Genomic DNA, 26,919 nt, shown 5'->3' on the forward strand with positions numbered 1-26,919 from the left:
ATATGGTGAAAACAAAGTTGACATATGTTACAGGAACGGGACAGAAAGTTTTCAAAGGGACAAACAAATTACGGATGGAACATCATAGACTGGATCAAGGCTCCGTTTCATATGATTGCAATCCTTGATGAAGGAGGTGATCTCTATTCCTCTTGTCGTTCGTTCAACTGTCAACGCTACGGGAGCAATAACATTTACGGGTAACACGCTTGGACTAAGTCGTTCCGATACGACTGGGGTTCCCGGTACACAGGACAGTATAGGGGCTTTCACCACGACCAATGCCTCCGTAAGTTTTGGGACGTATCCATTGGGTACAACAAGCTTGTATCAGAGCAATAGCTCCGCTGCAGTTCTTGTTCTTCCTGCAGGCAGCACTGTACTATATGCAGAACTGATTTGGGGCGGAAGTTATATTAATGGCAATGTGAACCTGAGTGCAGCCATCAACAATCCGGTAACTTTCATCACACCTGCAGGGACATCCAGCGTTACTCCTGACCCCGTGACATACAATCAATTTGATCTGGGGAACGGCGCTGCTGGCTATGTGCGTTCTGCCAATGTTACGACGCTTGTACAAAATGGAGGAGCCGGTACATATATCACTGGAGCAGTTGTGGGCACGATCGTCATCAACAACGATACGACAGCCAATCACGCAGGCTGGACGCTTGGAGTCATTTATCAAAATCCCAATTTGCCTTTCCGGAACATGTCACTGCGTGCTGGGGGAGTTCTTGTCCAATCCACTTCTCCGCCCGTAGTTACCACACTGACAGGATTTGCGACTCCCGTTTCCGGCGCGCTCGGAGGAAGAGCCCTGTTCAGTGCACAAGAGGGAGACGCGAATCGGACAGGGGATCAGGCGTTATTCGGACCAACCTCGACTACTTCGGTTGCCTTGTCGGGGCCCAACAATCTCGCTGCCAATTTTTTTGCATCCCAAATCAACGGAGACACGGGAGCACTCAACACAACAGGGACATTTGGAACCCGAAATCAGATTAATGGGGCACCAGGCTCCAACATTTCCGGTGGACGCCAAGGCTGGGATATCACCAATGTGGATGTGTCTGCGAGACTGATTAATAACCAGTCTTCAGCAGTGTTGACGTTAACAACCTCGGGAGATGCCTACATCGTTAACGGCAATGCCATTCAGGTTGATATTAATGCACCGAGAATTACAGTGGCGAAGGGGGCAACAGCCACTGGTGCGGTTGCAGGAGATAGCATTCTCTATACCGTCACCGTAACCAATGCAGGTACTGCCAGTGCGGCAAGCGTGGTTTTATCCGATTCACTGCCTGCAGGACTTACGTTTATTCCAGGGAGCGTCACCGTTGCAGGGGTGTCCCGTCCTACACTTGATGTGACTGCTGGTATTCCGCTGGGATCATTAAACCTGTCCGGCAATATTGTCGTTACCTATCGAGCACTCATTGGTCAGGATGCAAGCATCCTGCAGCTGGTGAATTCGTCAAATGCGGCCTTTACGTTTCAAAGTGTGGCAGGGGGGCCGATTATTACAGGCGTTATTCCGTCCAATAACTCCACACTCCCTGTATATTCACCTAACCTGTCCATTGTGAAATCAGCGAGTACAACCAATGCCACGGTAGGTGACCTGGTAACATATACCCTTCAGGTAAACAACGGAGGGAATGTGGCTGCCAACGTTACATTAACGGATAACATTCCGAGTGGCAGCTCGTATGTAGCAGGCAGCTTCGTTCTGAATGGAAATGTAATTGCCGGAGCCAATCCGGCTGCTGGTGTTAATTTAGGCAGTATTGCTGCAGGCAGCACGAATACCGTAACCTTTCAAGTGCTCGTTACAAGCTTGCCTACGCCACCAACCCTTGTGGATCAGGCCACTGCGTCATATTCATTCAACTCGCCTGACGGACGGACCATAACCGGAACAACAGCATCGAACACCTTGACGATTCCGGTGACATTACCCAATGTAACAGCGGTAAAATCGGCCTCAGTCAGCGACGTAGCCGTAGGTGAGACGTTTACCTATACCATGGTTACGACCAACGGCGGCATTCAGCCGATTAACAACGTGATTCTCACAGATTCTCTCCCTGCCGGAACAACATTGGTTCCAGGCAGTGTGACAGTAAGAGGAACTGTCGTATCATCTGCTAACCCGGGCAGTGGAATCTCTATTGGAACACTGGCTGCCGGAAGTTCAGCAACGGTGACGTTTCAGGTTACTGTTCAATCTTTGCCCGCATCAGGTTCGCTGCTGAATCGGGCTTCCGTGTCCTATAGCTCAGGTGCGTTCACAGGGATTTCCAACTCCAATTCCATCACAACTCCTGCATACCAGCCCATCATTGGCATCAACAAGTCGGCGAGTCAAACGAATGCAACACTGGGGGACCAGCTGGCCTACACACTGGTAGTGACAAACACTGGAAACTTAGGGGCTCAAGTAACGGTTACCGATACAATCCCAGCAGGCCTGACGTTTGTCCCGGATTCAGTAACTGTGAATGGTGCTGCACGCCCCGGAACAAGCCCCTTAACCGGAATAACGCTTGGAAGTCTTCTGCCAGGAGCTACTTCAACAGTGGTGTTTCGCGCTACACTTAGCACACTCCCATCTCCGCCAGCACTGGAAAATCAGGGTACAGCAAGTTATACGTACCAGCTTCCGAGTGGACGAAATCTCTCAGGCAGCAGCCAATCCAATATCGTGCGCATCTCTGCATCAGCTCCCAATATATCGATTAGCAAAACTGTAAATACTCCGGATGCGACTGTAGGAGATGTATTTACCTACACCGTTATTGCAACGAACGCGGGAATTAGTGCTGTACAAAATCTCGTTATTTCGGATACGCCGTCCGGCTCAGAGTTCGTGCCAGGCAGTGTCACCATCAATGGAACGGCTGCCGGAAGCGCAAGTCCGGTTACGGGAATTGCTGTGGGAACCTTGAACAGCTCAAATAGTGTGACTGTGACCTACCAGACCAGAGTAACATCCGTTCCGTCCACAGGTTCGGTAACCAATCGGGCAGGTGCAGCATTTACGTCAGGCAGTTTTAATGGCGTTTCTTCATCTGTCACGGTAAGTACACCCATATTCCAGCCTGTAATCCAAGTGGTAAAGTCAGCAAGCACAACCAATCTGACGGTAGGCGATTCTTTTAATTACAGTCTTCAGATCAACAATACAGGCAATATTGCCGCAACAGTTACCTTGACGGATCCGATCCCGGCAGGAGCTGTATTCAGTACGAACAGCGTCATTATTAATGGTGTACCTACGCCTGGTGTAAGCCCGGCAGCCGGAATCAGTCTGGGGTCGATCGCTGCAGGATCAAGCGCAACGGTCACCTTTGTAGCAACGGTCACAAGTTTGCCGGATTCCAGGCAATTGACTAATCAGGCGGTGGCTTCATTCTCCTACACTCTCCCAAGTGGGAGAACCGTTGCCGGATTCTCGTCATCGAATACCATCTCTATCCCTGTATCTCTGCCCAATGTAACTGTTGTAAACAGTGACAATGTAGAGTACGGCGTAGTTGGGGATGTCATCAGGTACACATCTGTTATTCGCAACAACGGAACCGCAGCCGTTAACAATGTGGTATATGTCAACCCTCTTCCTCCGAATACCCCATTTGTACCCGGAAGCGTCATTGTGAACGGGATTTCATTCCCGCTCTCCAATCCGACCGCCGGCATTCCAATCGGTACGTTGGCTCCAGGAGCCGAGGTTACCGTAACTTTTGAGGTGACGATTACTATGCCGATCCCTTCACAGATTAACAATCAGTCGACGGTCAGCTTCACATCCGGTTCATTTTCGGGGTCATCATCATCCAATACAACACAGACTCCGGTCATACAACCGCAGATTACACTCGTCAAAACGGCAAATACGATAAATGCGACCGTAGGTGATACGGTTGTATACACGGTAACTGTCAGCAACACAGGCAATCTGGAGGCAAATGTTACGGTGACAGATACCATTCCTGCCGCCACTACCTTAGTGGCCAATAGTGTTGTGGTATCTGGTGTGCCACAGCCTGGAGCGACGCCCGGAACGGGCATTCCGGTAGGTATTGTTGCAGCGGGAGCGACTGCTGTTGTCACGTTCGCCGTTGTTGTGGATTCACTTCCATCTCCGCAGCAGCTTAGCAATTTTGCTGCGTCTTCCTTTACATTTACACCTCCTGACGGACGAACGTTAACAGGAACAGCCACTTCAAATACACTGACGTTTCCAGTCTCGTCGCCAAACGTTGCCGTGGTTAAAAGTACCATTTCGACTGCGGCTACTGTAGGCGATACCGTCACTTATTCCATTCTGGTAACGAACAGCGGAATAGCACCGGTAAACAATATTCAGTTTTCTGATCCGATTCCAGCTGGAGCTTCCTTTGTTGCAGGGAGTGTCACAGTGAATGGGGTTGTGCAACCTGCAGCCAATCCGGCTGGGGGGATATCGCTGGGGACACTTGCTCCAGGAGCCTCCGCAACCATTACTTTCAGTATCCGTGTCGACGCGATTCCGCCAAGCGGCCAGCTGAGCAATCGGTCCACAGTGAGTTTTACTTCAGGGGCATTCTCAAGCACGACATTTTCCAACACGGTGGTTACGCCAGTATTTCAGCCGATTCTCTCGGCACAAAAGACAGCAAGTACACAAAACGCTACGGTCGGCGATACGGTTAGCTACACGGTCAACGTGTCCAATACCGGCAACTATGGTGCCCAGATTAACCTGACGGACAATATCCCTGCGGGAACCATTCTCGTTCCGAACAGTGTCATTGTGAATGGTCAGCCGCTGCCTGCCGCGAATCCAGCCACAGGCATTGCAGCAGGGACTATCGCAGCTGGTGCAACAACAACCATTACCTTTTCTGTGGTTATTGATACCTTGCCATCTCCACAGCAGCTGGTGAATCAGGCTTCGGTTGCTCTTTCCTTCACATTACCTGACGGAAGGACCATTACAGGTTCGGTGCTTTCCAACGTACTGACCATTTCGATCTCGGCTCCGGACGTCGATGTGGTGAAATCGACGACGTCAACGGCGGTATCTGTCGGTGATATTGTGACATACAGTGTTGCAGTAACGAATAACGGAATTGCGACGGTGAACAATGTAGTCTTCACGGATGCAGTACCGGCAAGCACTGTCCTTGCGCCAACCGGCGTATTCGTAGATGGTGTGCTCCGCCCGGGGGCCAACCCTTCCACCGGAATAACCATCGGTTCCATCGCGCCTGGTGCTACCGTGACCGTTGTATTTAGTGTGCAGGTTACTTCACTCCCGGCAAGTGCGGTTTTGAACAATCAGTCCACAGTCAGCTTTACATCAGGCGTGTTCTCAGCCACAACATTTTCCAATACGGTTACAACGCCGGTGTATCAGCCGATCCTGACGGCGGTCAAGACGGGGGATCAGACGATAGCCACGGTAGGAGATACCGTTGTGTACAGCATCGCCATCTCCAATGCGGGGAACTATGGGGCATCCGTTACGTTGACCGATACAATCCCAGCCGGAACCGAGCTTGTACCGAATAGCGTTATTATCAATGGTGCATCAGCACCGGGTGCTGATCCTGCCTCGGGTATTCCGCTGGGCGTCGTTTCGACAACGACCATGGTCATGTTCTCGGTCGTCATTGTCACCCTTCCTTTGAGCCAGTCCATAATGAATCAGGCTTCCGCAACCTTTACGTATACGCTGCCAGACGGAAGAACACTGGGTGGCAGTTTAACATCCAATTCACTCAACATCCAGGTGTCTGCTCCGGATGTAAGTGTAACGAAGACGACAACTGCGGTAGATGCGGTGGTTGGTGATACGATCGTATACGAAATGGTTGTAACCAACAACGGAATCGATCCCATTAACAATGTGCTGTTGAGCGATCCGATCGATCCTGCCACAACATTTGTCACCGGAAGTGTTCTGGTGGACGGCGTACAGCGTGCCTCGGCCAATCCCGCCTTGGGAATCGCTCTCGGCACAATTGCACCCGGCGCATCAGTGGCAGTATCCTATGCCGTCCGCGTCAATTCGCTTCCTGCACCACCAGTTGTAAGCAGTCAATCATCCGTAAGCTTCACTTCGGGTGTCTTCTCGGGAGCTTCATACTCGAATACAGTGGTCACACCGATCTATCAACCGATTATTGCCGTGTCCAAGACGGCAAGTACGTCCAATGCAACGATCGGTGACACCATCGTTTATTCTTTCTCCATCAATAATAGCGGAAATCTTGCTGCAAATGTGACATTGACGGATAACATCCCGGATGGAGCTGTGCTTCTTCCGAACAGTGTCCTGATTGATGGTGTTCCACAGCCAGGTGCCAATCCGGAAGCCGGAATTGTGGTGGGTACCATACCACCAGGTGGCTCCGTTAATGTGACAGTCACCCTGGAAGTTACTGTGGATTCATTACCGCAGAATCAGCAGCTGATCAATCAGGCCGTGGTCAATTATACATTCAGTCCGCCGGATGGCCGTCAGTTGACGGGTACCGTTTCTTCCAACGTTCTGGTGATTCCTGTATCTGCACCAAACGTGACTGTTGTCAAAAGCACTGACGCCATTGATGCTGTGGTCGGTGATGTGATCACCTATACAGTTGTTGTCACGAACGCTGGCATTGAAGTGGTCAATAATGTGGTCATGGTGGACCCAGTACCAGTAGGAACGGTGTTTGTAACCGGAAGCGTAACGGTGGATGGAGTGCCAAGGCCAACCGGCAATCCGAATACGGGAATAACGCTCGGATCGATCGCTGCTGGTGCTTCGGTTACCGTTACATTCAGAGTAGAGGTCGTGGTGATATGAGCCAATCTTCCGGTCAGTTGTCCCACTGGCTACAGAATCAGTCACTGGTTCGATTCAGCACGGGTATGACTGAACTGGAACAGGTGGCTTATTCCAACACCGTAGTTACACCATGGGTTGGGCCCAGACTTGAAGTGAGAAAGGGCTGCAATGTGGACGTTGCTGCACTGGGGCAGTCACTAACTTACCAGATTGAGATTATGAATACGGGGAATCGAACAGCCATCGTTTATGTAGTCGATCCGCTTTCGGAAGATACGTCACTCCTTCCGAACAGTGTACTTCGCGATGGCATTCCGTTACCGGGGGCATCACCCGAACTTGGGCTGCCTCCTGCGGAGGTGGCACCGGGAGCCACAATGCGCTACCACTTTCAAGTGGCCATTGTGCGTTTGCCTACGTCACTGAAGCTGTTCAATCAGACGCAGGTAAATTATGAATTTTTAACCCCAGAAGGCAGAACGGTTACAGGCAGAGAACTTTCCAATACGGTTGAGGTCACCCTCGCATCATCCCGTTTGGAGGTAGCCCTTCAGACAGATCATATACAGACCTTCTCGGGGGATATTGTTTTGTACAGTGTCGTTGTAAGCAATCCGGGATTTTTGACAGCTGCTGGTGCCAGGGTGACTGTTGCTTTGACCCCAGGGCTGGTGTTTATTCCTGCAAGTGTCGTCATTAATGGCATGTTCGCTCCCCAGATGACACCGGATTCCGGGATAGAAATCGGGGACATCGAGCCTGGAAGTTCCATTCGCATTCAATATCGGGTCCAGGTGGTTGCGGTAAGGGATGCAGAGAGCATACCAACTCAGGCGGTGCTGGAGTATACTTCTGCAGGCGGGGAGGAAACCGTTTATTCAAACGAAGTCACACTTGAGGTAATCCAGCCTTTGATTTCCATCTATAAAAGAGTACTTCCGGTGAATGCCTCGGCCGGGGATATTGTGCGATATGACATTACCATTTCGAATGAAAGCAATTATGCGGTGGATGCCAAAGTATCGGATTCACTGCCTGCTGGAATGATTTTTGTGGAAGGAAGTCTCGGCTGGAATGGTGTCAAACGTCCCGGGGCCAATCCGGTCAAAGGATTTAACCTGGGAACACTGACTGCACGGTCTGTCATCAATATTCAATTTGAAGCCAAAATTGCGGAGCAAGGAGCAGCGCAGCCTAATTACTTCGAGCTGGTTAATCAGGCGCGTCTCCTGTATACGTATCGGCTGCCGGATTCACGAATGGTACAGCGTATGGCAGCCTCCAATGAAGCAACAGTCTACCTGAAAAGCCCGATCATCAAGGTATATGTCGAAGTGATACCCGTTTTAATCGAACAGGGCGGATCAGTTACTTTTCAAGTCCGAGTTGAGAATACAGGTTCTCTGTCTGCTCGAGTACAACTCGCAGGAGTTCTTCCTCCGGGAGCCAAATGGCGAGGTCAAGCAGAAGGTCAAGTCAAGTGGAGTATCCCCCGATACTCTACGCCAAGGTATCTGCATTTAGGGGAGCTGGGGCCAGGGGCAGAGAGAAACATATCCTATGCAGCACAACTGTCTCCGGAAGAGACGGGAATGCTGAAAGGTTTCCTGACTGCTATGTTTACGTATGAAATGAACGGGCAGAAACGAAGCGGCGAAGCAAGGTCGAACGAGTACACCATCGTTATAGAATACGGTGAAGAATAGTGTCCAGCAGCTTACAATGATGAATTGGAAAATTTGCACCATTTTGTTGTCATGACATTACACGAACGCAAATGAATGGTATACTAATTGAATATGCCCTCGGCACACAACCCGTGAATCGGGACGTCGGATTAGCTGTAGAGGAGGCCGCCACATTGGCAAAAGCAAAAGTCGCAAAAAGACCTACCCGGGATGAGTTTGAGCTGGAAGAGCTGGGGAATCAATTAGTTGAAGCATATCATGAGCGTTCGGAAGTACTGCTGACGGTATGGGGCAAGGAAGAGCAGGTACAAGGGGTTATTGTTAAGCTGGATTCCCGCACACGACTGGTTCATGTAGAACATACCGAAGAGGAGTTCCTGGCGAAAGTACCTTTTCTTGATATTATGCGGGTGGAATCTCCCCGTTATTAAGAGTTGTAATTTTAAATATTAGGGCATTCGCCCGGTCAAACCCGTTCTTCCTGCATAAGATATCCCATACCTGTTGCAGAGGAGGTACGGTCAATGAGCGAAGTATTAGGTGGAGAATCAAGAGGCTACGGATACGGAGGTTTCACTTCTGTAGGTGCCATTCTGGTTTTGTTCATCCTGTTGGTTATCATCTCCAAAGCGTTCTTGGTATAATACGTTCTTGCATATGAAAGAAGCTCTGCCATGCCGGCAGAGCTTTTTTTATTCAGATTCGTGCACGTCGTTTAAAGCTAACAAGCCAGCATAGAACCACAATGACAACCGGATAGAGAACGGCCCAGCCTGCAAAAGGAAATACAACCGCTGTCACTGCAAAGGAAATCCAGCTGATCGTTACGCCCATGCGGCTACCCTTCAGTAATCGGATTCCGGCTGCGCACCCACCAAGATAGGTAAGAATAAAGGTGGCATTGGGCAGCTGAATGAGTGTGGTCAGCGATACAAGCCCCGACCCGTAAATGACGAGGACCAGAGCAAAACAGATCGCCAGGAAACCGAGAGCAGCAATCGGTGTATGAAACCGACTGGACAAGCGAGCCATCCATTGTGGAGCAGCTCCCTGTCTCGCAAGTGCGTAGGCAACGCGTGAAGCAGCGCCAGCGTAAGCAATAACGGTCGCAGTGCAGATGAATATTCCGGTCAACCCGGCAAGCAGGCCGCCCCACGAGCCAAGAGCCTGACTCACAATCCAGACGAGCGAGACATCGGCGCCGCCATGAAGGTAGCTTTGGGTGCCGACCGTTGCCAGAGCGGTCAAAAAGTACAGGACCCCTACGATAATAGCAGCAATGGTCACGCCCTGAATGGCAGCCTTGCGGGGGTTGGTGAATTCTTCAGACAAGTGGGAAACGGCTTCCCAGCCGATAAAACACCAGAATAAAATGGCGCTCGCCTGGCCAATGCTTAGCCATCCATGTGGCATAAATGGAGTATAGTGTTCCGATTGCATGTTGGGTATAGCGAATAGAAAGGCCATAACCAGCACAACGACAATTGCGAGAACAACAGCAATCTGTACCCGGCCAGCCAACTGCATACCGACAATATTAATGAGGAGTCCGGCGGCTAGCATGACGGCTGCAAGCAACGTTCGGGCACCTTCACCGAGTCCCAGAGCGGCCGTCATATATCCTGCACCTGTCAGGGCGGCTACCGGAGCACCGATGGGAACAGACATCAGGAAAAACCATCCGACAATCACCCCTGCCCGTGGTCCGAAGGCGAGCGTGACAAAATGGGACACCCCTCCTGCATCAGGATAACGAGCGGACAGGAGTCCCATAGACAGGGCAAGTGGAAGAATGAGCAGCACCATTCCTCCCCAGGCAAGAAGCGAAGCGGGGCCAGCCAGTTCCGCAGCAAGTCCGGGAACAATGAGCACACCTGAACCAAGCACGGCACTGATATAGAGGGCAACAGCCTGCGGCATGCCAATTGTTTTTTTGAGCTGCATGGAATTACTCCTCATACGTGTTAACCTACTTTCCCAGAGTTGGAATCCAACTTAAACATAACTCTCTGATTATATAGAAGAACATAAATTCAGTCATTAGCCAATTTGGTAGATAATCCATGTCAGTCAGACCTTCATTATGATAGAATAGGACCATTCCTAGAGAAAGCATGAGGTGTGTCGATCATGAGTAAAGAGCTAACACAGGCATTGAACCAACAGATGAACTTTGAATTTTATTCTGCCCATGTATACCTTGCGATGGCAGCATACTGTTCCAGTGAAAGTCTGGACGGATTCGCGAATTTTTTCATTGTACAGGCTGAAGAAGAGCGATTCCATGGAATGAAAATATACAAGTTCCTGAACGATCGCGGACAGCGCGCGACACTAGAGGCATTGCCAGAACCGAAGAATGAATATACTTCCATGCTGGATGTGTTTGAGCACGGTTATGCACATGAGCAGCAAAACACGAAGAAATTCTATAACCTGGCCGACCTTGCCCTGAATGAGCGTGAGCATGCCACAATGTATTTCCTGAAATGGTTCATTGATGAGCAAGTGGAGGAAGAAGCACTGTTTGACAACATTATTCAGAAGCTGCGGCGCATTGAAAAGGACAGCAATGCATTCTACATGCTTGATGCTGAATTTGGTAAACGTTCGTTCACTGCTCCTGCAGAGTAATCAAGTACTGCGTTTTTGTATCCATTCTCAGTAATGGAGTATATCGTTCTACATATGAAGAGCTTGCCTAGTGCAAGCTTTTTTGCTGTGTTTTTAACCCGAATTCTAAAAACTAGCAATAATTTCTGAGATGAATCTATCAGATCTCACAAAATCGGTTAATGAAGTATATGTCAAAATTGATCTATCCTGACGGGAGTTTTTCTCGCTGCAATTCTATCAATTTCGTTTTATTTCATTGGCTAATCTGACAAAAGTGTAACTCGAACGTAGCATTTGGAGCGAGAATGGAGCGTGTCCTTTTTGTTAGTATTAGGAATATCGCCAAGGGATGCAATGAAAAATTCGTAGACACCCGGGGAAATACTAGACACAAGGGAGATTTATATTTATGTTACATATCCGCAAATCGTTGATCATCACTCTTGCCATTTTACTTATGATTCCACTTCTGCTGCCTCAGTCGGTATCCGCGAAGCCAAGTGCTTCCAAATTAGCTGGAGCAAAAGCGAATGCAAAGATCATATATCTTACTTTCGATGACGGGCCAACCGCTCACACCGGACAACTGCTGGATATACTGGATCAATATCATGCAAAAGCGACATTTTTCATGCTTGGACCACAGATGCAGCAATTTCAGAAAGCGACAAAACGTATTGTTGCTGACGGACATGGGTTGGGTCTTCATGGCGCAACACATGTACCCGGTAAGTTTTATAAGTCTGCCTACAGCGGTTTGAAAGAAATGCAGCAGGCGAATGCAGCGTTGAACAAAGTGGCAGGAGTAAAAACAAGTCTTGTTCGGACGCCTTACGGCAGTAAGCCTTACCTCAAGTCATCGTACCGTAATGTGCTGCTGGCTCAGGGAGGATTCCATTTGTGGGATTGGAATGTCGATTCCGAAGATTGGAAATACAAGAAAGACCATCAGAAGGTGTACAACAGTGTGATGAAGCAGATTCACAACGTTCAAAAAAGGGGTACAGCGCCAGTTGTGCTGATGCATGATCAGGAAGCAACGTTAAAGGTACTTCCAAAATTGTTGAAAACCTTAAAGGCAGAAGGATATCAATTCGAAATTCTGACCAAAAAAGTGCAGCCGGTCAACTTTTGGAACGATAAACGTTAATTCAGGTGGTTCATTGAGTTGCATCTGATCTGTGCAAACGAATCATTGAAATAAAGACACCAAGGAGGGCCAACATCATGAAAAAGCAAAAACGTTGGATAGTCATTCCTGTCACCACCGCAGTGGTGCTCGCACTGGCAGGATGTGGGGGACAGGATAACAACGCGTCACAAGCAAGCAACATATCTACTTCAGCTGCTGGTGGGCAAACCCAATCCGGTAGTGGGGGAGCTGATTTTTCCAATGGTACCGAAGGAAGCGGTTCTGCTGCCGGCACTGATGATCATAGTAGTAATTCTTCTGGCGATACCGGTACATCTGCAGGTGAAACAACCAATTCCGGTTCAGAAAGCAGCCTTGGAACGCAAGGTCAGTCCAGCACAAACGAAGTAGTCCAGGAAGTTCGCAGCCAGTTGAAGTTAAAACATGCTGTATTGCCGACTTCATTTCCACTGGAAAAAGGAAAACATCTGGCAGCAGCCATTCCTTCAAATACAGCTGATGCATTCAAAGTGAATTTCTATTCGGTAGATCAGTCTGTTCCGGTAAACGATGCTTCTTTGACTGCTACAAACAGCAAGGCACCATCCATGCTCGCTTCTTTTGAAGTAAAAAGCGATAAGGACCCGGACAGCAAAGGGATTTTTCCCGATACGGATCTGAGTAATATTCCCGAAGACATGTCAGTTGACCTCGGGCATGGCATTAAAGGCATGGCTGAAGGTGCTGCAGGGAGTCAGTATCTAACCTGGAAGGAAGGCAGATGGACGCTTCAAATCCGATCGGTCTCCGAAGACAAAATGAACAATCCAGGGATAGCCAAGAAAATGGTTGAGTACCTGGAGTCACATACGCTGCCTGCTCCAAAGGATAAAGGCTTTGTGAACGTGGAATATCCGAGTGGCGGCAAAACGGTGAACGTCACCATTTCCTGGCAGGAAGGCAATCAGATCCACCAGCTTCAAACGGATCAGGTGCCCAATGAAGCACTAGGTATGGTTGTATCGGTCAAATAATAAATAAAATAAATAGCTTGGCTGGGAGTGTGGAAGCTCCTGACCAAGCTATTATTTGTGTCTTAATGGGTTGAAGCGGTGCTTTCATTTAAACCAGCCCTTTTCCTTGGAACGGGTGATGGCTTCAATTCGGTTGCTCGCATTTAATTTGTTAAGAATAATGGAGATGTAGTTTCGCACCGTGCCAGTTGTGATAAACAGATGTCCGGCAATCTCCTTCGTATTTTTGCCATCAGCCATCAGGCCAAGTACAGCATTTTCCCGCTCCGTAAGCGGGTTTTCCTCGACATAGGCTTCATCAACCAGGTCAGGGGCAAAGATCCGACGTCCGTTCATAACCTGGCGAATGGCCTCAGCCAGTTCCTCAATGGGACTGTCCTTTAACAGGTATCCACGCACACCACCTTTAAGCGCGCGTTCAAAATAACCAGTCCGGGCAAAAGTCGTTAAGATAATGACCTTGCAGTTCATGCCTTTTAATTCCTCTGCAGCTTCCAGACCGCTTTTGACAGGCATTTCAATGTCCATCAGGCAAATATCCGGTGCATGCTCCTGGACGAGCTCCAGCGCTTCCTGTCCGTTGCTTGCGCGGCCGACCACTTCCATGTCCTCTTCCAGATTAAGCAGAGAAGAGAGGGCGCCCAGCATCATGCGCTGGTCTTCGGCGATGACGATTCTAATCATTTTTATTCCTCCTTGATTGGTTTGCGAACCAGCTTCGGCACCTGAATAATAAGCTCTGTTCCGTCCATGTCTGCTCCGGAACGGATGTCCAGACAACCGTTAACAAATTCCAACCGTTCTTTCATGCCGAGGATTCCCGTACCACGGCGATCTTTATTGCTGCCTTGTTCCATGCCAATTCCGTTGTCGTGTACAAGCACAATGTTATCCGAGAGTGTCTCCTTGAGTCTGATGGTACATATGGTTGCCTGACTATGCTTGACTACATTCGTGACGGCTTCTTTTAGACACATGCCCAGAACATTTTCGTTGAGCTGAGAGGTGTCATGCAGTTTGGGGTTACCATCCAAGTTGAATTCAATCGAAGCGGCTTTCAAAATCTGTTCTGCACGGAACAGCTCATCGACCAACTGTGTGCCACGCATCGTGGTAACCATCTCCCGGACTTCTTTCAGGGCTGTGCTCGCCGTTTGTCGCAAGTCATTTAATTCAATCTCGGCCTGCTCCGGGTTAGTCCGAAGCAAGCGTTTCGCCAGATCGGTTTTCAGGCCGATCAGGGACAGTTTCTGTCCGAGGGTATCATGCAAATCTCGGGCAATCCGCTGGCGTTCTTCCATTTTCACCAGTTCATCCAGTCGTTTGTTGGCATTCTCCAGCTGCCCTTCCAATTGCTCCCGTTTGTTTTTGTTATACGTACTCACCGGGAGAAGAATGGAGGCCATCAGACTAATGAATACAAATGGAAACTGACTAAGCAGCCGGGAGCTTTGAATAATAAATCCATAATTTATCGTGAGAAAGCTGGCAGCCAGATTGATCGAATAAAGGGTAATGAAGCCAGCTTTATTTTTTATGTTTCCGATAAAAAAGGCAAGAAACAGTGAGAAGTACGCATAATCATATGCGATCGTCATGGTAATGGATATGGCGATCAGCAGACCAATCCACATATACACCTGCCAGCCTCTGGTGATGAAGGCGAGCAAATAACAGACAAAGAAGACAAGAATGATCACGATTCCTGTCACCAAGGTCCACAGTTTTGAATACTGCGAAATATAATAGAAAGGAAGGATGAAAAAGACGAGCCATACGTACGGATTCAAGCCTGTATTTTTATAAAAGAGCTGCGACCACTTCTGAATAAAATTCTCCTCCTTATACTTGCACTTGCACTCAACTTTAGCCTGACTGTAGCATGACTTCAGCCTGAATACAAGAAAACGAATCCGACAGAGTTTAAGGCTTCTCTGTCAGACCCGCTTGATTGGTTACACGTATAGGTGGCTGAACATATGGCTTGCGGGATAACGATTTGATCTCCTTGAAGCTGATAAATCGTTTGGATTCTTCGTCCCAAAGACGGAAGCGCAGGGCTGCCAGACTGGAACGCAGGGTAATTGTCGTTGCTTTTTGCAAAGGCGGTGTAGCGTTATGTGCCTCTTCCAGATAATAGTTCGGTACACGTGGACTCAGGTGATGCACATGGTGAAATCCGATATTACCACTGATCCATTGCAGCAGCTTCGGCAGCTTATAATATGAACTTCCCTCTACAGCAGCCTTGACGTAACTCCATTCATCCTCATGTTCGAAGTAAGTATCTTCAAACTGATGCTGAACGTAGAACAGCCAAATCCCGAAGAAACCGGAGAAGAAAAAGACAGGTGCCTGCACCATAACAAATGCCTGCCATCCGACCAACCAGCTCATAAATGCATATAATGCAATGATCAGTACCGTAGTCAGATGTGTGTTGATGCGTTCTTTGCGACGTGCTGCCTTGCGGTTAAAACGGTAAGCCAGCAGAAATACATAGATTGGACCGATCCCGAACATCACGACCGGATTACGATAGATACGGTAGAACAGTCGTCCCCAAGGTGACGCTGCTTTGTATTCTTCAACGGTCATGACCCAGATATCGCCTACACCACGTTTGTCTAGATTGCTGCTGGTGGCATGGTGAATGGAATGTTCGGCTTTCCATTGCTGGTAGGGAGTGAGGGTCAAGACGCCTGTAATGGTACCCAGGATGTCATTGGCACGTTTATTTTTGAAAAACGAACCGTGACAGCAGTCATGGAAAATAATGAATGTTCGTAGTACAAATCCGGATGCCACCAGGGCAATTGGAAAAGTCAGCCAATACGAAACGGACAAGCTGTAATAGGCTGCGGCCCATAATAAAAAGAGTGGGAGTATTGTATTGATAATTTGTCGGATACTTAATCGAAGATCATTTTTCTCGTAAGGGGTGACTTCTTTTTTCAGTGCCATTTCTTTTGCTCTGCTCATGAATGGTTCCTCCTTCAGTCATTATAACCATGCACGGCTATAACGCTGTATTTCCCTGAATATTTACTCTAAGGGAAGCCTTTTTATCATTGTAAAAGAATACGATTCTGTCGGTAAGTCATAAACGTCAGCCCTTTGTAATGATGAATATCAAGGATGACACATGACATTTGTCATGGTTGGATCAGTTGCAGCTATTTTTTGTTTAACCATTCAAAATTGATCCCAATCAAGATCCCTTTGCACATTTCGTGCAACAATTTGTATTATGTATACAAATTTTGCTGATGGCATGGTAGAATCTATCCTTGGGTGTATATGACAACTTATGAGCCGGATGGATAGGTTGATTTCTGAAGGATTGGATGGAATACATGATGAAGAAACGTATCACGGATATTTTATTTATTATGGCGGGTGCATTTCTGTTTGCTCTGGCAGTGAATTTGTTCGTCATTCCGAATGATCTTGCTGAAGGTGGCGTTACGGGGATTACGATTATTCTGTATTACCTGCTGGGATGGTCACCAGGGTTAATGAATCTGATTTTGAACGGGATTTTGTTAATCGTGGGTTACCGATTTCTGGACAAAACAACAACGGTGTATACCATTATTGCAGTGGTATTCAACTCCTTGTTCCTGCACTTGACCGAGAGCTGGACCATTGATTCGCACGAGCTGTGGATCAACACGATTTTTGGCGGATTGTTTGCCGGTCTCGGGATTGGCTTGATTGTTAGAGTGGGCGGCACAACTGCGGGAACCGTCATTTTGGCCAGATTGGCCAATAAGTATTTGGATTGGAACATCAGTTATGGACTTCTGTTTTTTGATCTAATTGTGGCGTTCTCCTCTTTCTTCATTATTGGGCCACAGGGACTGATGTGTACGATCGTCATGCTGTTTATCGGGACCAAAACGATGGAGTTTATCATTGAAGGGCTGAATCCGAAAAAGGCGGTTACGATTATCTCGACGAAGCAGGATGCGATCGCGAAACAGGTGATCGAGAAGATGGATCGCGGTGTAACGGTTCTGTCGGGTCATGGATACTATACGAAAACACCGAAAGAAATTCTGTACATTGTCATTAGCAAACAAGAGGTCCCTATGTTGAAGAAGATTGTGCGGGCAGAAGATGAGATCGCATTTATTACGATTCATGATGTTCGTGACGTATTCGGTGAAGGATTTATTGAGCTGTCCAAAACCTAATAGATATGGAAGAAAGCCGGGGTGCATGTATCCTCGGTTTTTTTATTAGAAAAACCCTTCTCAACTGAGAAGGGCGGCAGTCTTTGATTAATGGTGATTTCTTTTTCTGATGACACCGTATTTAATGGTTACATGGCAGTGCTTTTTAACCTTGGGAACATATTTGATTTTGGTTACGCAGGATTTTGTGATCTTTTTGTAATAACATTTTGTCACTGGTGGATGACATCTATGCTTCTTTTTATTCATGGCGACCCCTCCTGACTAGTGATAGTGCATTGGATGTAAGGGTTATCATGCCGGAAACATATAAACGTCTAAAACTACAACAATGGACTTATTGTATGACAGGCATGTTTTATTTAGTCAAGCTACCAAGTGAGTTAGATCACAGTAAGGAGGTATATAGAAATATAAAATAAATATGGGTTAATATTCTATATATTGTAAACTAACAAAAAAGAAGTATTGACATAGAACATATAATTACCAGAAAAGGAGAGATAGATATAACAAAACGTACTATTCTTATTACATTACTTGTGTTCTGTATATTAATTGTATTGTTATGGGGATTTGTTATATTGAGACACAATGCAAAGGAGTTAACTTTTGAGAATATAGCTTCGGTTGAAACAGTAGGATTTGTGTCTAAAACTAGCACTGAGAAGGCTCAGTATTACTTTAGCTCTAATAATGATTCTGATAACAAAGCATTTGTAAATCAAGTGGAATACATTATCCGAAATATGCAGAATCATCTAGATATTCCTCGCCAGGATAAAATAATTCAAATTTATCTGAATCAGGATAGTGAAAGCCCGTTCAATAATAGTTTGACTAGAATAGTTGTGTCTGGGGATCGGGACCAGTCACTTGGGGCAGTCGTTAGTTATTTGAGTGATTATAAACTTCCTGCTTGGTTATGTGTTGGGTTGGAACTGTATTGGCATAATAATAATAATGAAGATGGTATATCCTCTACTGTGTTAGAAGGAGATGTTAATAACTGGATTAACACAGCAAGCTCCAGAGAATATCCGGATTTCGGGGATGCCTGGTTTATCCCCAATTTTCTCGATGAAGAAATTGCAGGGGTAGGACAACAGATTGCCTTTTTGTTTGTTCAATATCTGGATCAAGAAAAACAGTTACTGTCTGTTGTTGATATATTCATGAAGGATAAAAATGAGGATTTAAATCTACTAGGACAATATTGGAGTGAATTCATTCAAACTCCTAACAGTGATATTGATACGAGTTATCGTTATGTTTTTTCATATGAAGAGATTTGGTTTGAAGTTCATTCAGATAAAGTTAAAGCGAGATATAAAAAAGAAAACTGGAATTATCAACAGGTATATGATTATCAAGACTATATGGATCAAGGTGTTCGTTATGTAGAGAATTGGATGAACTACACATTGGATCATCCTCTGACGTTTACAATCTATCCACATTTAAACGCATATAATCCTACTTATGGCGGAATAACATATAAATTAGGAGATAATTACGCAATTGACTTGTATCGGGTCTTCGAAGTCCCGCCTTACAAAGCCGTACATGAAACCGTTCATGCGATAACTTTTCAAATGGGAATCTTTTCGGATTTCTATCCTTTTACAGAAGGGCTTGCTGAAGCCTTAATGTATGAATTTGAGGCAAAGAACAGGCAGTACGTATATAACAAGTCTAAAGCTGACCTTATGTTCACTTTTGAAAGAAGAAACGAGAATTCTGTTCTTTACAGTGTAATTGAAAATTATGAAAAATACGCGGGTCAGTCTTATCAACCATCTGATCCCATAGATTTAATAGCAGCGATGCACGTGTGGGCTAATATGGCGTCTAAGAAAGGATGGGAAAACCCGCTGGATTCTCTTAAATATAATTCAGGAGATCCGGGATACAACGAAAATGTGGATGATTATAATAAAGCAGCCTCATTCGTCCACTATTTAATTCGCACATACGGAAAAGAAAAGTTCATGGCTATTTATGCAGATATTAACAAAGTTGAAGAAACATACGATGTTGATTTGGAATGTTTAATAAAAGAATGGAAAGAGTTTTTATATGATTAGATGTCTTAGTTGAGTTGGTGAGGGATTGGAAATGAATCCGCTAGGGAACAAAACCAATCCTTTTTTGTGCAGTTCTATTTGCATGCTGTGAATAGAATAAATTATTTCCTCATTACCCGAACATGTGTCTCTCACATTCGGACAAAGCCACATTCACATCTTCTTCTGAATTATCAATGTAAACGACGGAAGAAGCAGGCAGCGGCCAGGCCACTTGCTTTCGGGCAAGGGAGGCTGTGAATATATCCCAGTTGGCGAGTTTCCATTCGTCTAATGGCGACTGTCTCGCTACGATCCGTTTGTGATACAAGGCTTCATTCGCCAAATAGATGTAGGCTACACGGACATCCGTATCTTGCAGTGAACGTCCGATTCGGCCGAGTTCCTGTTCGATCCAGTCAGCTGTTTCGGTCTCTTTCGTAAACGGGCCTACAACGATGGTATCGATCCCTAATTGTACGTTATCCAGTGCAGCATCCATCGTAATGCGGTATCCCAGATCACGGCATAAGCGTTTGTATTCAGGAGAATCCCGGTCAGATGGGTCAAGACCCTGAAGCGTCATGATCGCCTCTGCAGCCGGACGGAGTAGAATATCCATATCGAAGAAGGCTGCCTTATATTTGCGGGAAAGAGCTTTGGCAAGAGTTGTTTTGCCACTGCCCGCACCGCCGAGAAAGAAAATCAGTTTGCTCATGAAAGTCACGCTCCTTAATAGAGTTATTTTATCACAATGCAGGCAGAAACGATGGATAGACAGAAAAGGAAGAATAAGGTAGTATTATACCTAGATTAACTATGCATAGATTTCCGATGTATCAAAAGAATGAGAGAGAGGAGACCATTAGTGAAGGTAAACAAACAAATGATTAAAGGAAGTACAGAGACTCTTATTTTAACGTTACTGCAGCATCAGCCACTTTACGGTTATGAATTGATTAAGGAACTTCATCGCCAGTCGGAAGGTGTATTTAATTTGAAAGAAGGCACGTTATACCCTATCTTGCATGCCATGGAGATGGAAGGGTGGGTGGAATCGTACTGGATGGAAGTTGAAGGCAGGAAACGCAAATATTATTCGATTCGTGATAAGGGCATGGAGGCCTTACAGCTCAAAAAGACGGAGTGGCTTTTGTTCCGGCGAGCCGTTGATCGTGTACTCGGGGAAGGAGGCTTAACATGACGGATCAACATGATAAAATTAAACGTTATCTTGACGAAATGTGTAGTCAGGTCAAAGCTCGTGAAGTACATACCGATCTGCGTGATGAACTGGGAAACCACATGAGAGAAATGATGCTGGACAAGGAACAGGAGGGCTTTACCGAGGAAGAGGCTGCCGTATATGCCATAAAGCAAATGGGTGATCCTGCTGCAGTAGGCAAAAGCATGCACAGGCTGCATCGTCATCGGATGCATTGGGGACTCATATGCGGATTGATCAGTTTAGCCATCGTTAGCCTGTTTCTGATGTGGAATTTTACAACCAATGTCACAAATGCCAGGTATCAGAACTTCTATAACGTTCAAGTGGTATACACCATCATAGGAATGACGCTTATGTCCTTCTTTATATTTTTTGATTATCGCAAATGGAAGAGAGCCGCTTGGTGGATCTATATCCTGCTTAATACCATGCTGTGGGTTAATCCAATGATATCCTCAAGTATCAATGGGATGTACAGATACTATAACGCGTATGGCTTTGTATTAGATCTTACCTCAGCTGCAATGTGGGTATTACCACTTACCATTGGCGCTATTATGCTGGACAAGCTTCGTTCCAATTGTAATGTAAAAACCATATTATCCTATATCGCGATGGTAGCGTTACCTTCAGTGCTGTTGCTTCAAATATCAGATTGGGTTCGCCTTGTGATGTTCGGGATAATTTCACTAGTATTATTTGGTTGGATCACGCGTAAATGGCTCTATACAGCCATAGCCACAGTTATAACTGTATGTATCGGGCTTTTGTTGTTGCTTACAACGGATTCTTACCATCGTTTGGAAAGATTCTCGGTTGTGTTCAATCTTGAGGATGATTCAATGGGAAATGGCTACTACAACCATTCCATCATGGGCATCCTTCAATCAGCCGGATGGTGGGGGAATGGACTTGACATAGCATTTGACCAATTTAAAACGAGTTATTTCGATTACCCAGGTGTGTTGCTCATTGATGTGTTTGGCTGGTCAGCCGGAATACTGTTATTGGTAGGTATCATCTGGTTTGTTGCAAGTATGGTGAATATGCTCCCTCGGATTCGGGATGACTTTGGTCGGATGATTATTGTCATTATTACATCCATGTTTGCACTGCAGATGATTTATTCGCTGGCGATGACCACGGGAAGAGTTCCCATCCTTAGTGTGGTCTTTCCTTTTATAGGCTACGGTAACCATCTAATTTTTGATTATGCCATGATTGGATTACTTCTTGGGGTGTATCGCCGCAAAGATACCGTTCTACTGAAGAATGAGAAGAGCCAATCGGTGGCGACACCTGTACAGTGATAGACGTAGCATCAGATACAGAAACGTATATTAATCTGTTCCCTCAATCTCCTACCGATGCACTTCCAGATGGAAACCAGATATGGCGCAAGTTTACCCAGCCCTGACTATTGAATGAGAGCCCGCGCACGGAAGGCAGGTAGGCGGTTTCGACAGGTTTTTCGGATAGATGAAACATCAGATCCCGGTCCAGTAAAAATTGTTCAATCTGTTCCAGTCCTGCCGCTCGATCTGCGGTTAATGCCGATTCTATAACGGTTTGCAGCATCGTTTGTACACTCGTTTGGGTGGACTCATCCAGATGCTCGGACAAGGTGAGATAGAGATCGCTTCTGCGTAATTCTTCATCCCTGTCACGGATCAGGGAGAAGAGAATGAGATCGGACTCCAGTCGCAGCTGACCTTTGAATTGCTCCATCGTTGCCGTGTGAATCTTGCAAGCATAGCCGTATTTCTCCAGTCTTCCTGCAATGAGGACGGCATCCTTACGATATTGCGGAATGGTAGCAAGCTGTAAAGGAATTGGTTCATCCAAAGCAAAAGGAATTTCAGTGGATTGGTTTCCCTCAGTAATACAGGCGTGTACATGCGCTCTTATTTCCGGATCGCTTAGCGGTCCGGTTTTTTGCGTGTTACAAGTGAGCAGTTTGCGGACCGTGACTCCTGCGCTAATCTGCGTCCAGTCTGTCCCCGCAGCGGTAGCCGGATTATGAACAAGGTGAAAAAACGGAGTTTCGGCTTCGGCATAGTCACCCCGTTCTGTTTTGGCACTCCATGGAATTTGCAGAATATCAACCCTGTCCAGATGGGCTCTGCCTTGAAAATAGGCCGGGAATGCCTCCAGTCTGCACAGATGCTCATCCCACAGCGTGACTTTGAAAGGACCTGTTCCTACAGGTTTCTGCAAAGCCGATGTTCCAACTGACTGTTCACTGCCGGACTCCATGGTGCTGTCCGAAGGTACAATTGCTGCACGACTCGTGGATAGAAAGGGCAAAAACAATTCATGTGGCGTTTTGAGACGGAAACACACGGTTAGCGAGTTCAAGGCTTCAATAGACATAATCTGTTTGCTCACATCACGATACAATGTTCGGCGTTCTGTGGATTGCAGGCGCGCAAAGGTGCACGCTACATCCTCGGCAGTCAGCAGTTGACCATTGTGAAACAAGACCCCTTTGCGCAGATGAAAAAGCCATGTCTTCCGATCCTTGCTAATATCCCAGGTGTGGGCTAGACAGGGGATGATGTCTCCCTGCTCATTACGCTGAACCAATCCATCGAACACATGGCTGGTGACAAAAGACTCGGCAAGCAGATTAATATACAGCGGATCGAGAGCATGAAGCTGCTGCTGGAGCGGCAGTCTTAACGTATCAATACATTCATTGTGTTCTCCTGCTTCCGTGTGATGTCCCGAATATCCGAGCAGCCACTGGTTTAAATGCTCCTGCATCATGGTTGAGCTGGAAAAGGCACGTACCTGCTCGGCCGCTTGCTGCAATTCCCGGCGGTTTAGAGCCTGCATCATATATTCTGCTGCGATCTGTTCGGCAGGTACAAGCAGTGTAAGGGTTGACCGGCGGCCGCGACCACGCTGGGAGATCCAGCGAATCCAGCTGCAGGCAGCCATTTTTTTGACAATGGTAAGCGTATTTCGATGTGTGCAATCCAGCAGTTCTGCGAGATCGGAAAGTGTAGCTTCATGCTCAGCCATGTAACCAAAACGGTTATGAAGCAGCAAATATTGTTGATGCAGTTTCATAATTGCAATCCTCCTCGTGTGAGATGTTGATTCATCCGGTCTAAAATAAGAACTTTTATCTCCTGTAATTTCTATTTATCTTCTTATTTTATCATCTAGAATAAAGTGTAGAAAGTAAATGGAGGTTTTTCCCATGATTGAGAAAATACTGGCTTCGCCGAATCGTGCTTTAATTACGCTGTTGTCTGCCTTGCTGCTGGCTGTCATTCATCAGTATTTGTTCTATGGAGAAGAGCCGGGTGTATCTTATCCGTTGTTTGTGGTCCTTTTCTATGGATTTATGTTTGTGTTTGCAAGGGATCGTGTACGGGCATTGACCTTCATTGATGCATTTATGGCTGCAGTTGTACTGATGTTGTCACTAACATTTGTCCTATTTGATAATGTACTGCTGAAAGTACTCAATTTTCTGGTCGTACCCGGTTTAGTGATATTACATATGACTTATTTGGCTGGCCGCAAACAAAGGCACTGGTGGGACATCCGACTAATCGGTACATCCCTGGATCATCTGGTGCCACAAACGATTCGTCACTGGGGAACCATCGCTGCCATTGCAGTGAAAGCTGGGGGACGTGGAATGGGGAAGTCTCAGAAAGCAGTCATGGTCAAAGTATTTATTGGTCTGGCCGCATCCTTTCCGATCCTGATTGTAGTGCTCGCATTGCTGACGTCAGCGGATGGCGTGTTCAATCAATATTTGTCTGGTTTTCCGGAATGGTTGAATCATTTGACGCTCACTCCTGGCTTACCGAGAATCATATGGGTCATCATCGCAGGCGTTTTGCTGTTCAGCTATGTGTGGGGATTTGTTCAGCCCATGCAATATGAAGCCGAGAAGAGAGAGAATGCCCACTGGAAAAGTGGTACGGTGTCTTCTCCTAATGCGATTCAAGTGGTCGAAAGCGTAAATGCAAGCCAAGCGACTCCTGCAACTGAAACGCTCGTATCGAGTAACGTAAAAACCGGTGCTCATTCGATCCGAACCGGCAGTGAGCCGGTGAAGCTCGATCCCATCATTGTTGGCACCATGCTGTTCGTCATTAACTGTGTGTATGTACTGTTTGTCTTTGTTCAGTTTTCCTACCTCTTTGGAGCGGGGAATGGGCATCTTCCCCCAGATCTGTCTTACGCAGAATATGCCCGAAGTGGTTTTGCCGAGCTGGTGCTGGTCACTGGGATTAACTTTTTCATTCTGATTGTAGCACTTCAATATACAAGGCCGAGTGGAAGAACAGCTTCGATTACCCACCAGGTGCTGCTGCTTGTTCTGGTAGGATGCTCTGCCATCATGCTGTACTCTGCGTTCATGCGTCTTAATCTATACGAACAGGCCTACGGGTACACGTACATTCGATTCCTGGTGCATGCGTTCATGATCTTTATGGCACTGCTGCTGTTCATAGCAGGTCTGCGCATCCGATACACATCCATTCCGTTGATTCGTTGGTACATTGTGCTGGCGCTTACAGCCTACGTAGCGGTCAATTATGTGGGCATGGACAACCGAATTGCGGAGCTGAACATCAAACGTTATCATGACACAGGCAACATTGATGCTGCTTACCTTGCGAATTTGTCAGCAGATGCGGTTCCGCTGTTACGGGAGTTTGCTGACGAGGAGTTTCCGGATCTGAAGGATCATTTATTGGAACGTGAAGCCTATATGAATGAGGGGGAAAACAGAAGTTCCTGGCCTTCTTTTAACGTAGCAAGAAATAGCGCAGCAAAGGAATTGTCCAAATGGAGAACAGAGTAGTTTGTTTTCTGGACTTTTGAGCCATGAATTTATGCAAAATCCATATGTAAGTGTTATAATATAAAAATGAACCTATAAAGGGGGTGAATCCCTTGTTTGAACTTCAGGAGTTATTACCTTATATATTCTCAATTGGGCTTATTTTCACCGTAAGCTATGCCTATATTGCCCATCTGCACTGTGGGTTGACAGAGTACTGGATGGAAGGCGGAGGGGCAGACGGCGTTGAACCCGGACTCCCTGCGTTGACCCTGGATGGGCAGCATAGACCTGAAGATTTGACCAGGATGATCAGACGTAGAGAAGCACCGGATGAAGATGAGCCGGACTGTAAGACCTCGTTGAACGCAGTAGAACCTAATCAACGAGGAGGATATATATGGAACATAAGACAAGCAAGGGATTCACTTTTACATCTGGCAAGGGACGGATCTATGGGCTGATTGCAATTTTGTTTGCAGTTATGCTTTTGGCCGGATGCAGCAATAATGTATCGGAGATTAACGCTTCAACACCGGGATTTTTCAATCACTATATTGTATTCCCGCTGTCTTATCTGATTCAGCACATTGCAACCATCTTTGGTGGCAGCTACGGAGTTTCAATTATCGTAATCACTTTGGTCATACGGCTTGCACTGCTGCCTTTAATGATGCGGCAGGCGAAATCCCAGCAAGGCACGCGGGTGATCATGAATGCGATGAAGCCCGAGATGGATGCACTCAAGAAAAAGTATGAGGGCAAGAATGATGCAGCGGATCGTCAGAAGCTCTCCCAAGAGACGATGGAACTGTACAAAAAGCATAACTTTAATCCACTGAACATAGGCTGCTTGCCGCTCCTGATTCAGTTGCCCATTCTATCAGGCATATACACCGCTATTCGTCTCACGCCTGAATTGTCTTCTCATTCTTTTTTGTGGTTCAAACTGGGAGCACCCGATTATGTACTAGCTGTTGTAGTAGCGATCATCTACCTGATTCAGGCCAAAGTTTCCCAAGCCAATATGGCACCTGAACAGCGAAAACAGTTTGCCATCATGGGGTACATTTCTCCGCTGATGATGGCCTTTTTCTCCCTGTCAGCACCTGCAGCCATGCCGCTCTATTGGACGGTTGGTGGATCATTCCTTGTCCTGCAGACGCTGCTGTTCCGCAAATTGTATCCGGTGGAGCATCCTCATGAGCCTGTAATCTTACAGGAGAAGAAGATCAAATCTGCCAAAGGAACCAAACCTGCGAAATCCTAGTTGCGGAACGCCAACATACACAAAACAAGAACAGTAAGCCCGAG

Annotated in this window: 20 protein-coding genes; 14 read left to right on the plus strand and 6 right to left on the minus strand. The window is 46.7% G+C overall.

Annotated elements, in window-relative coordinates:
• Positions 1-127: 127 nt before the first annotated feature.
• From AAIH57_RS02195 to AAIH57_RS02210, 4 genes are all read left to right on the plus strand, one after another.
• Positions 128-6,847: a DUF7507 domain-containing protein gene (locus AAIH57_RS02195; protein ID WP_430020388.1), complete on the plus strand. Its 6,720-nt coding sequence runs from the start codon at positions 128-130 to the stop codon at positions 6,845-6,847.
• Positions 6,844-8,535, plus strand: coding sequence for a hypothetical protein (locus AAIH57_RS02200; RefSeq protein ID WP_430020389.1), 1,692 nt, complete (start codon positions 6,844-6,846; stop codon positions 8,533-8,535). The genes AAIH57_RS02195 and AAIH57_RS02200 overlap by 4 nt, the downstream gene beginning before the upstream one ends.
• A gap of 155 nt (positions 8,536-8,690) precedes the next feature.
• Positions 8,691-8,948: a YolD-like family protein gene (locus AAIH57_RS02205; protein ID WP_175396276.1), complete on the plus strand. Its 258-nt coding sequence runs from the start codon at positions 8,691-8,693 to the stop codon at positions 8,946-8,948.
• Between the two features lie 93 nt (positions 8,949-9,041).
• Positions 9,042-9,161 (plus strand): dihydroorotate dehydrogenase, encoded by a 120-nt coding sequence (locus tag AAIH57_RS02210; protein ID WP_175396277.1) that lies wholly within the window; start codon positions 9,042-9,044, stop codon positions 9,159-9,161.
• Between the two features lie 52 nt (positions 9,162-9,213).
• Here AAIH57_RS02210 and AAIH57_RS02215 read toward each other — a convergent pair whose 3' ends face one another.
• Positions 9,214-10,476, minus strand: coding sequence for an amino acid permease (locus tag AAIH57_RS02215; protein ID WP_430020390.1), 1,263 nt, complete (start codon positions 10,474-10,476; stop codon positions 9,214-9,216).
• Between the two features lie 171 nt (positions 10,477-10,647).
• Here AAIH57_RS02215 and AAIH57_RS02220 point away from each other — a divergent pair, with 171 nt between their 5' ends.
• The 3 genes from AAIH57_RS02220 (at position 10,648) to AAIH57_RS02230 (ending at position 13,299) form a co-directional block, all read left to right on the plus strand.
• Positions 10,648-11,151 carry a ferritin gene (locus AAIH57_RS02220; RefSeq protein WP_430020391.1) on the plus strand — a complete coding sequence of 168 codons (504 nt, stop codon included), beginning with the start codon at positions 10,648-10,650 and terminating at the stop codon, positions 11,149-11,151.
• Between the two features lie 391 nt (positions 11,152-11,542).
• Positions 11,543-12,283 carry a polysaccharide deacetylase family protein gene (locus AAIH57_RS02225; protein ID WP_430020392.1) on the plus strand — a complete coding sequence of 247 codons (741 nt, stop codon included), beginning with the start codon at positions 11,543-11,545 and terminating at the stop codon, positions 12,281-12,283.
• A 77-nt stretch (positions 12,284-12,360) separates the two neighbouring features.
• Positions 12,361-13,299 (plus strand): hypothetical protein, encoded by a 939-nt coding sequence (locus AAIH57_RS02230; protein ID WP_430020393.1) that lies wholly within the window; start codon positions 12,361-12,363, stop codon positions 13,297-13,299.
• 84 nt (positions 13,300-13,383) lie between these two features.
• Here the strand turns inward: AAIH57_RS02230 and AAIH57_RS02235 are convergent, their stop codons facing one another.
• The 3 genes from AAIH57_RS02235 to AAIH57_RS02245 form a co-directional block, all read right to left on the minus strand.
• Positions 13,384-13,983 (minus strand): response regulator transcription factor, encoded by a 600-nt coding sequence (locus AAIH57_RS02235; RefSeq protein ID WP_175396282.1) that lies wholly within the window; start codon positions 13,981-13,983, stop codon positions 13,384-13,386.
• Positions 13,984-13,985: 2 nt separating this feature from the next.
• Positions 13,986-15,128, minus strand: a complete 1,143-nt coding sequence (locus tag AAIH57_RS02240) for a sensor histidine kinase (RefSeq protein WP_175396410.1) — start codon at positions 15,126-15,128, stop codon at positions 13,986-13,988.
• A gap of 94 nt (positions 15,129-15,222) precedes the next feature.
• The gene (locus tag AAIH57_RS02245) at positions 15,223-16,281 is read right to left on the minus strand and encodes a fatty acid desaturase (protein ID WP_175396283.1); all 1,059 of its coding nucleotides are present in this window, start codon (positions 16,279-16,281) and stop codon (positions 15,223-15,225) included.
• A 377-nt stretch (positions 16,282-16,658) separates the two neighbouring features.
• Between AAIH57_RS02245 and AAIH57_RS02250 the strand changes: the two genes are divergently transcribed.
• Together AAIH57_RS02250 and AAIH57_RS02255 are read left to right on the plus strand one after the other, a co-directional pair.
• The gene (locus AAIH57_RS02250; RefSeq protein WP_175396411.1) at positions 16,659-17,498 is read left to right on the plus strand and encodes a YitT family protein; all 840 of its coding nucleotides are present in this window, start codon (positions 16,659-16,661) and stop codon (positions 17,496-17,498) included.
• A 584-nt stretch (positions 17,499-18,082) separates the two neighbouring features.
• Entirely contained in the window at positions 18,083-19,585 is a 1,503-nt protein-coding gene (locus AAIH57_RS02255; RefSeq protein WP_430020394.1) for a hypothetical protein, read from the plus strand.
• 112 nt (positions 19,586-19,697) lie between these two features.
• On the opposite strand, the gene AAIH57_RS02260 is transcribed toward AAIH57_RS02255, so the two are convergent.
• The gene (locus AAIH57_RS02260; RefSeq protein WP_430020395.1) at positions 19,698-20,282 is read right to left on the minus strand and encodes an AAA family ATPase; all 585 of its coding nucleotides are present in this window, start codon (positions 20,280-20,282) and stop codon (positions 19,698-19,700) included.
• A gap of 150 nt (positions 20,283-20,432) precedes the next feature.
• Between AAIH57_RS02260 and AAIH57_RS02265 the strand changes: the two genes are divergently transcribed.
• Complete coding sequence (locus AAIH57_RS02265; protein ID WP_175396286.1) at positions 20,433-20,768, plus strand: PadR family transcriptional regulator; 336 nt, start codon at positions 20,433-20,435, stop codon at positions 20,766-20,768.
• Entirely contained in the window at positions 20,765-22,102 is a 1,338-nt protein-coding gene (locus AAIH57_RS02270; protein WP_430020396.1) for an FtsW/RodA/SpoVE family cell cycle protein, read from the plus strand. The genes AAIH57_RS02265 and AAIH57_RS02270 overlap by 4 nt, the downstream gene beginning before the upstream one ends.
• Before the next feature lie 43 nt (positions 22,103-22,145).
• Here AAIH57_RS02270 and AAIH57_RS02275 read toward each other — a convergent pair whose 3' ends face one another.
• Entirely contained in the window at positions 22,146-23,867 is a 1,722-nt protein-coding gene (locus AAIH57_RS02275) for an ABC transporter substrate-binding protein (protein ID WP_430020397.1), read from the minus strand.
• A gap of 133 nt (positions 23,868-24,000) precedes the next feature.
• Between AAIH57_RS02275 and AAIH57_RS02280 the strand changes: the two genes are divergently transcribed.
• The 3 genes from AAIH57_RS02280 to yidC all read left to right on the plus strand — a co-directional run bounded on the left by AAIH57_RS02280 (position 24,001) and on the right by yidC (position 26,875).
• A complete protein-coding gene (locus AAIH57_RS02280) occupies positions 24,001-25,626 on the plus strand; it encodes a DUF4153 domain-containing protein (RefSeq protein WP_430020398.1) in 1,626 nt (541 codons plus the stop codon).
• A gap of 92 nt (positions 25,627-25,718) precedes the next feature.
• A complete protein-coding gene (locus AAIH57_RS02285) occupies positions 25,719-26,069 on the plus strand; it encodes a hypothetical protein (protein WP_175396290.1) in 351 nt (116 codons plus the stop codon).
• Positions 26,006-26,875 carry a membrane protein insertase YidC gene (yidC, locus tag AAIH57_RS02290; protein ID WP_175396291.1) on the plus strand — a complete coding sequence of 290 codons (870 nt, stop codon included), beginning with the start codon at positions 26,006-26,008 and terminating at the stop codon, positions 26,873-26,875. Before AAIH57_RS02285 ends, yidC begins: the two co-directional genes overlap by 64 nt.
• Positions 26,876-26,919 lie beyond the last annotated feature (44 nt).

Source organism: Paenibacillus sp. MABNR03 (genome assembly GCF_050455445.1).
GTDB classification, from domain to species: domain Bacteria; phylum Bacillota; class Bacilli; order Paenibacillales; family Paenibacillaceae; genus Paenibacillus; species Paenibacillus xylanilyticus.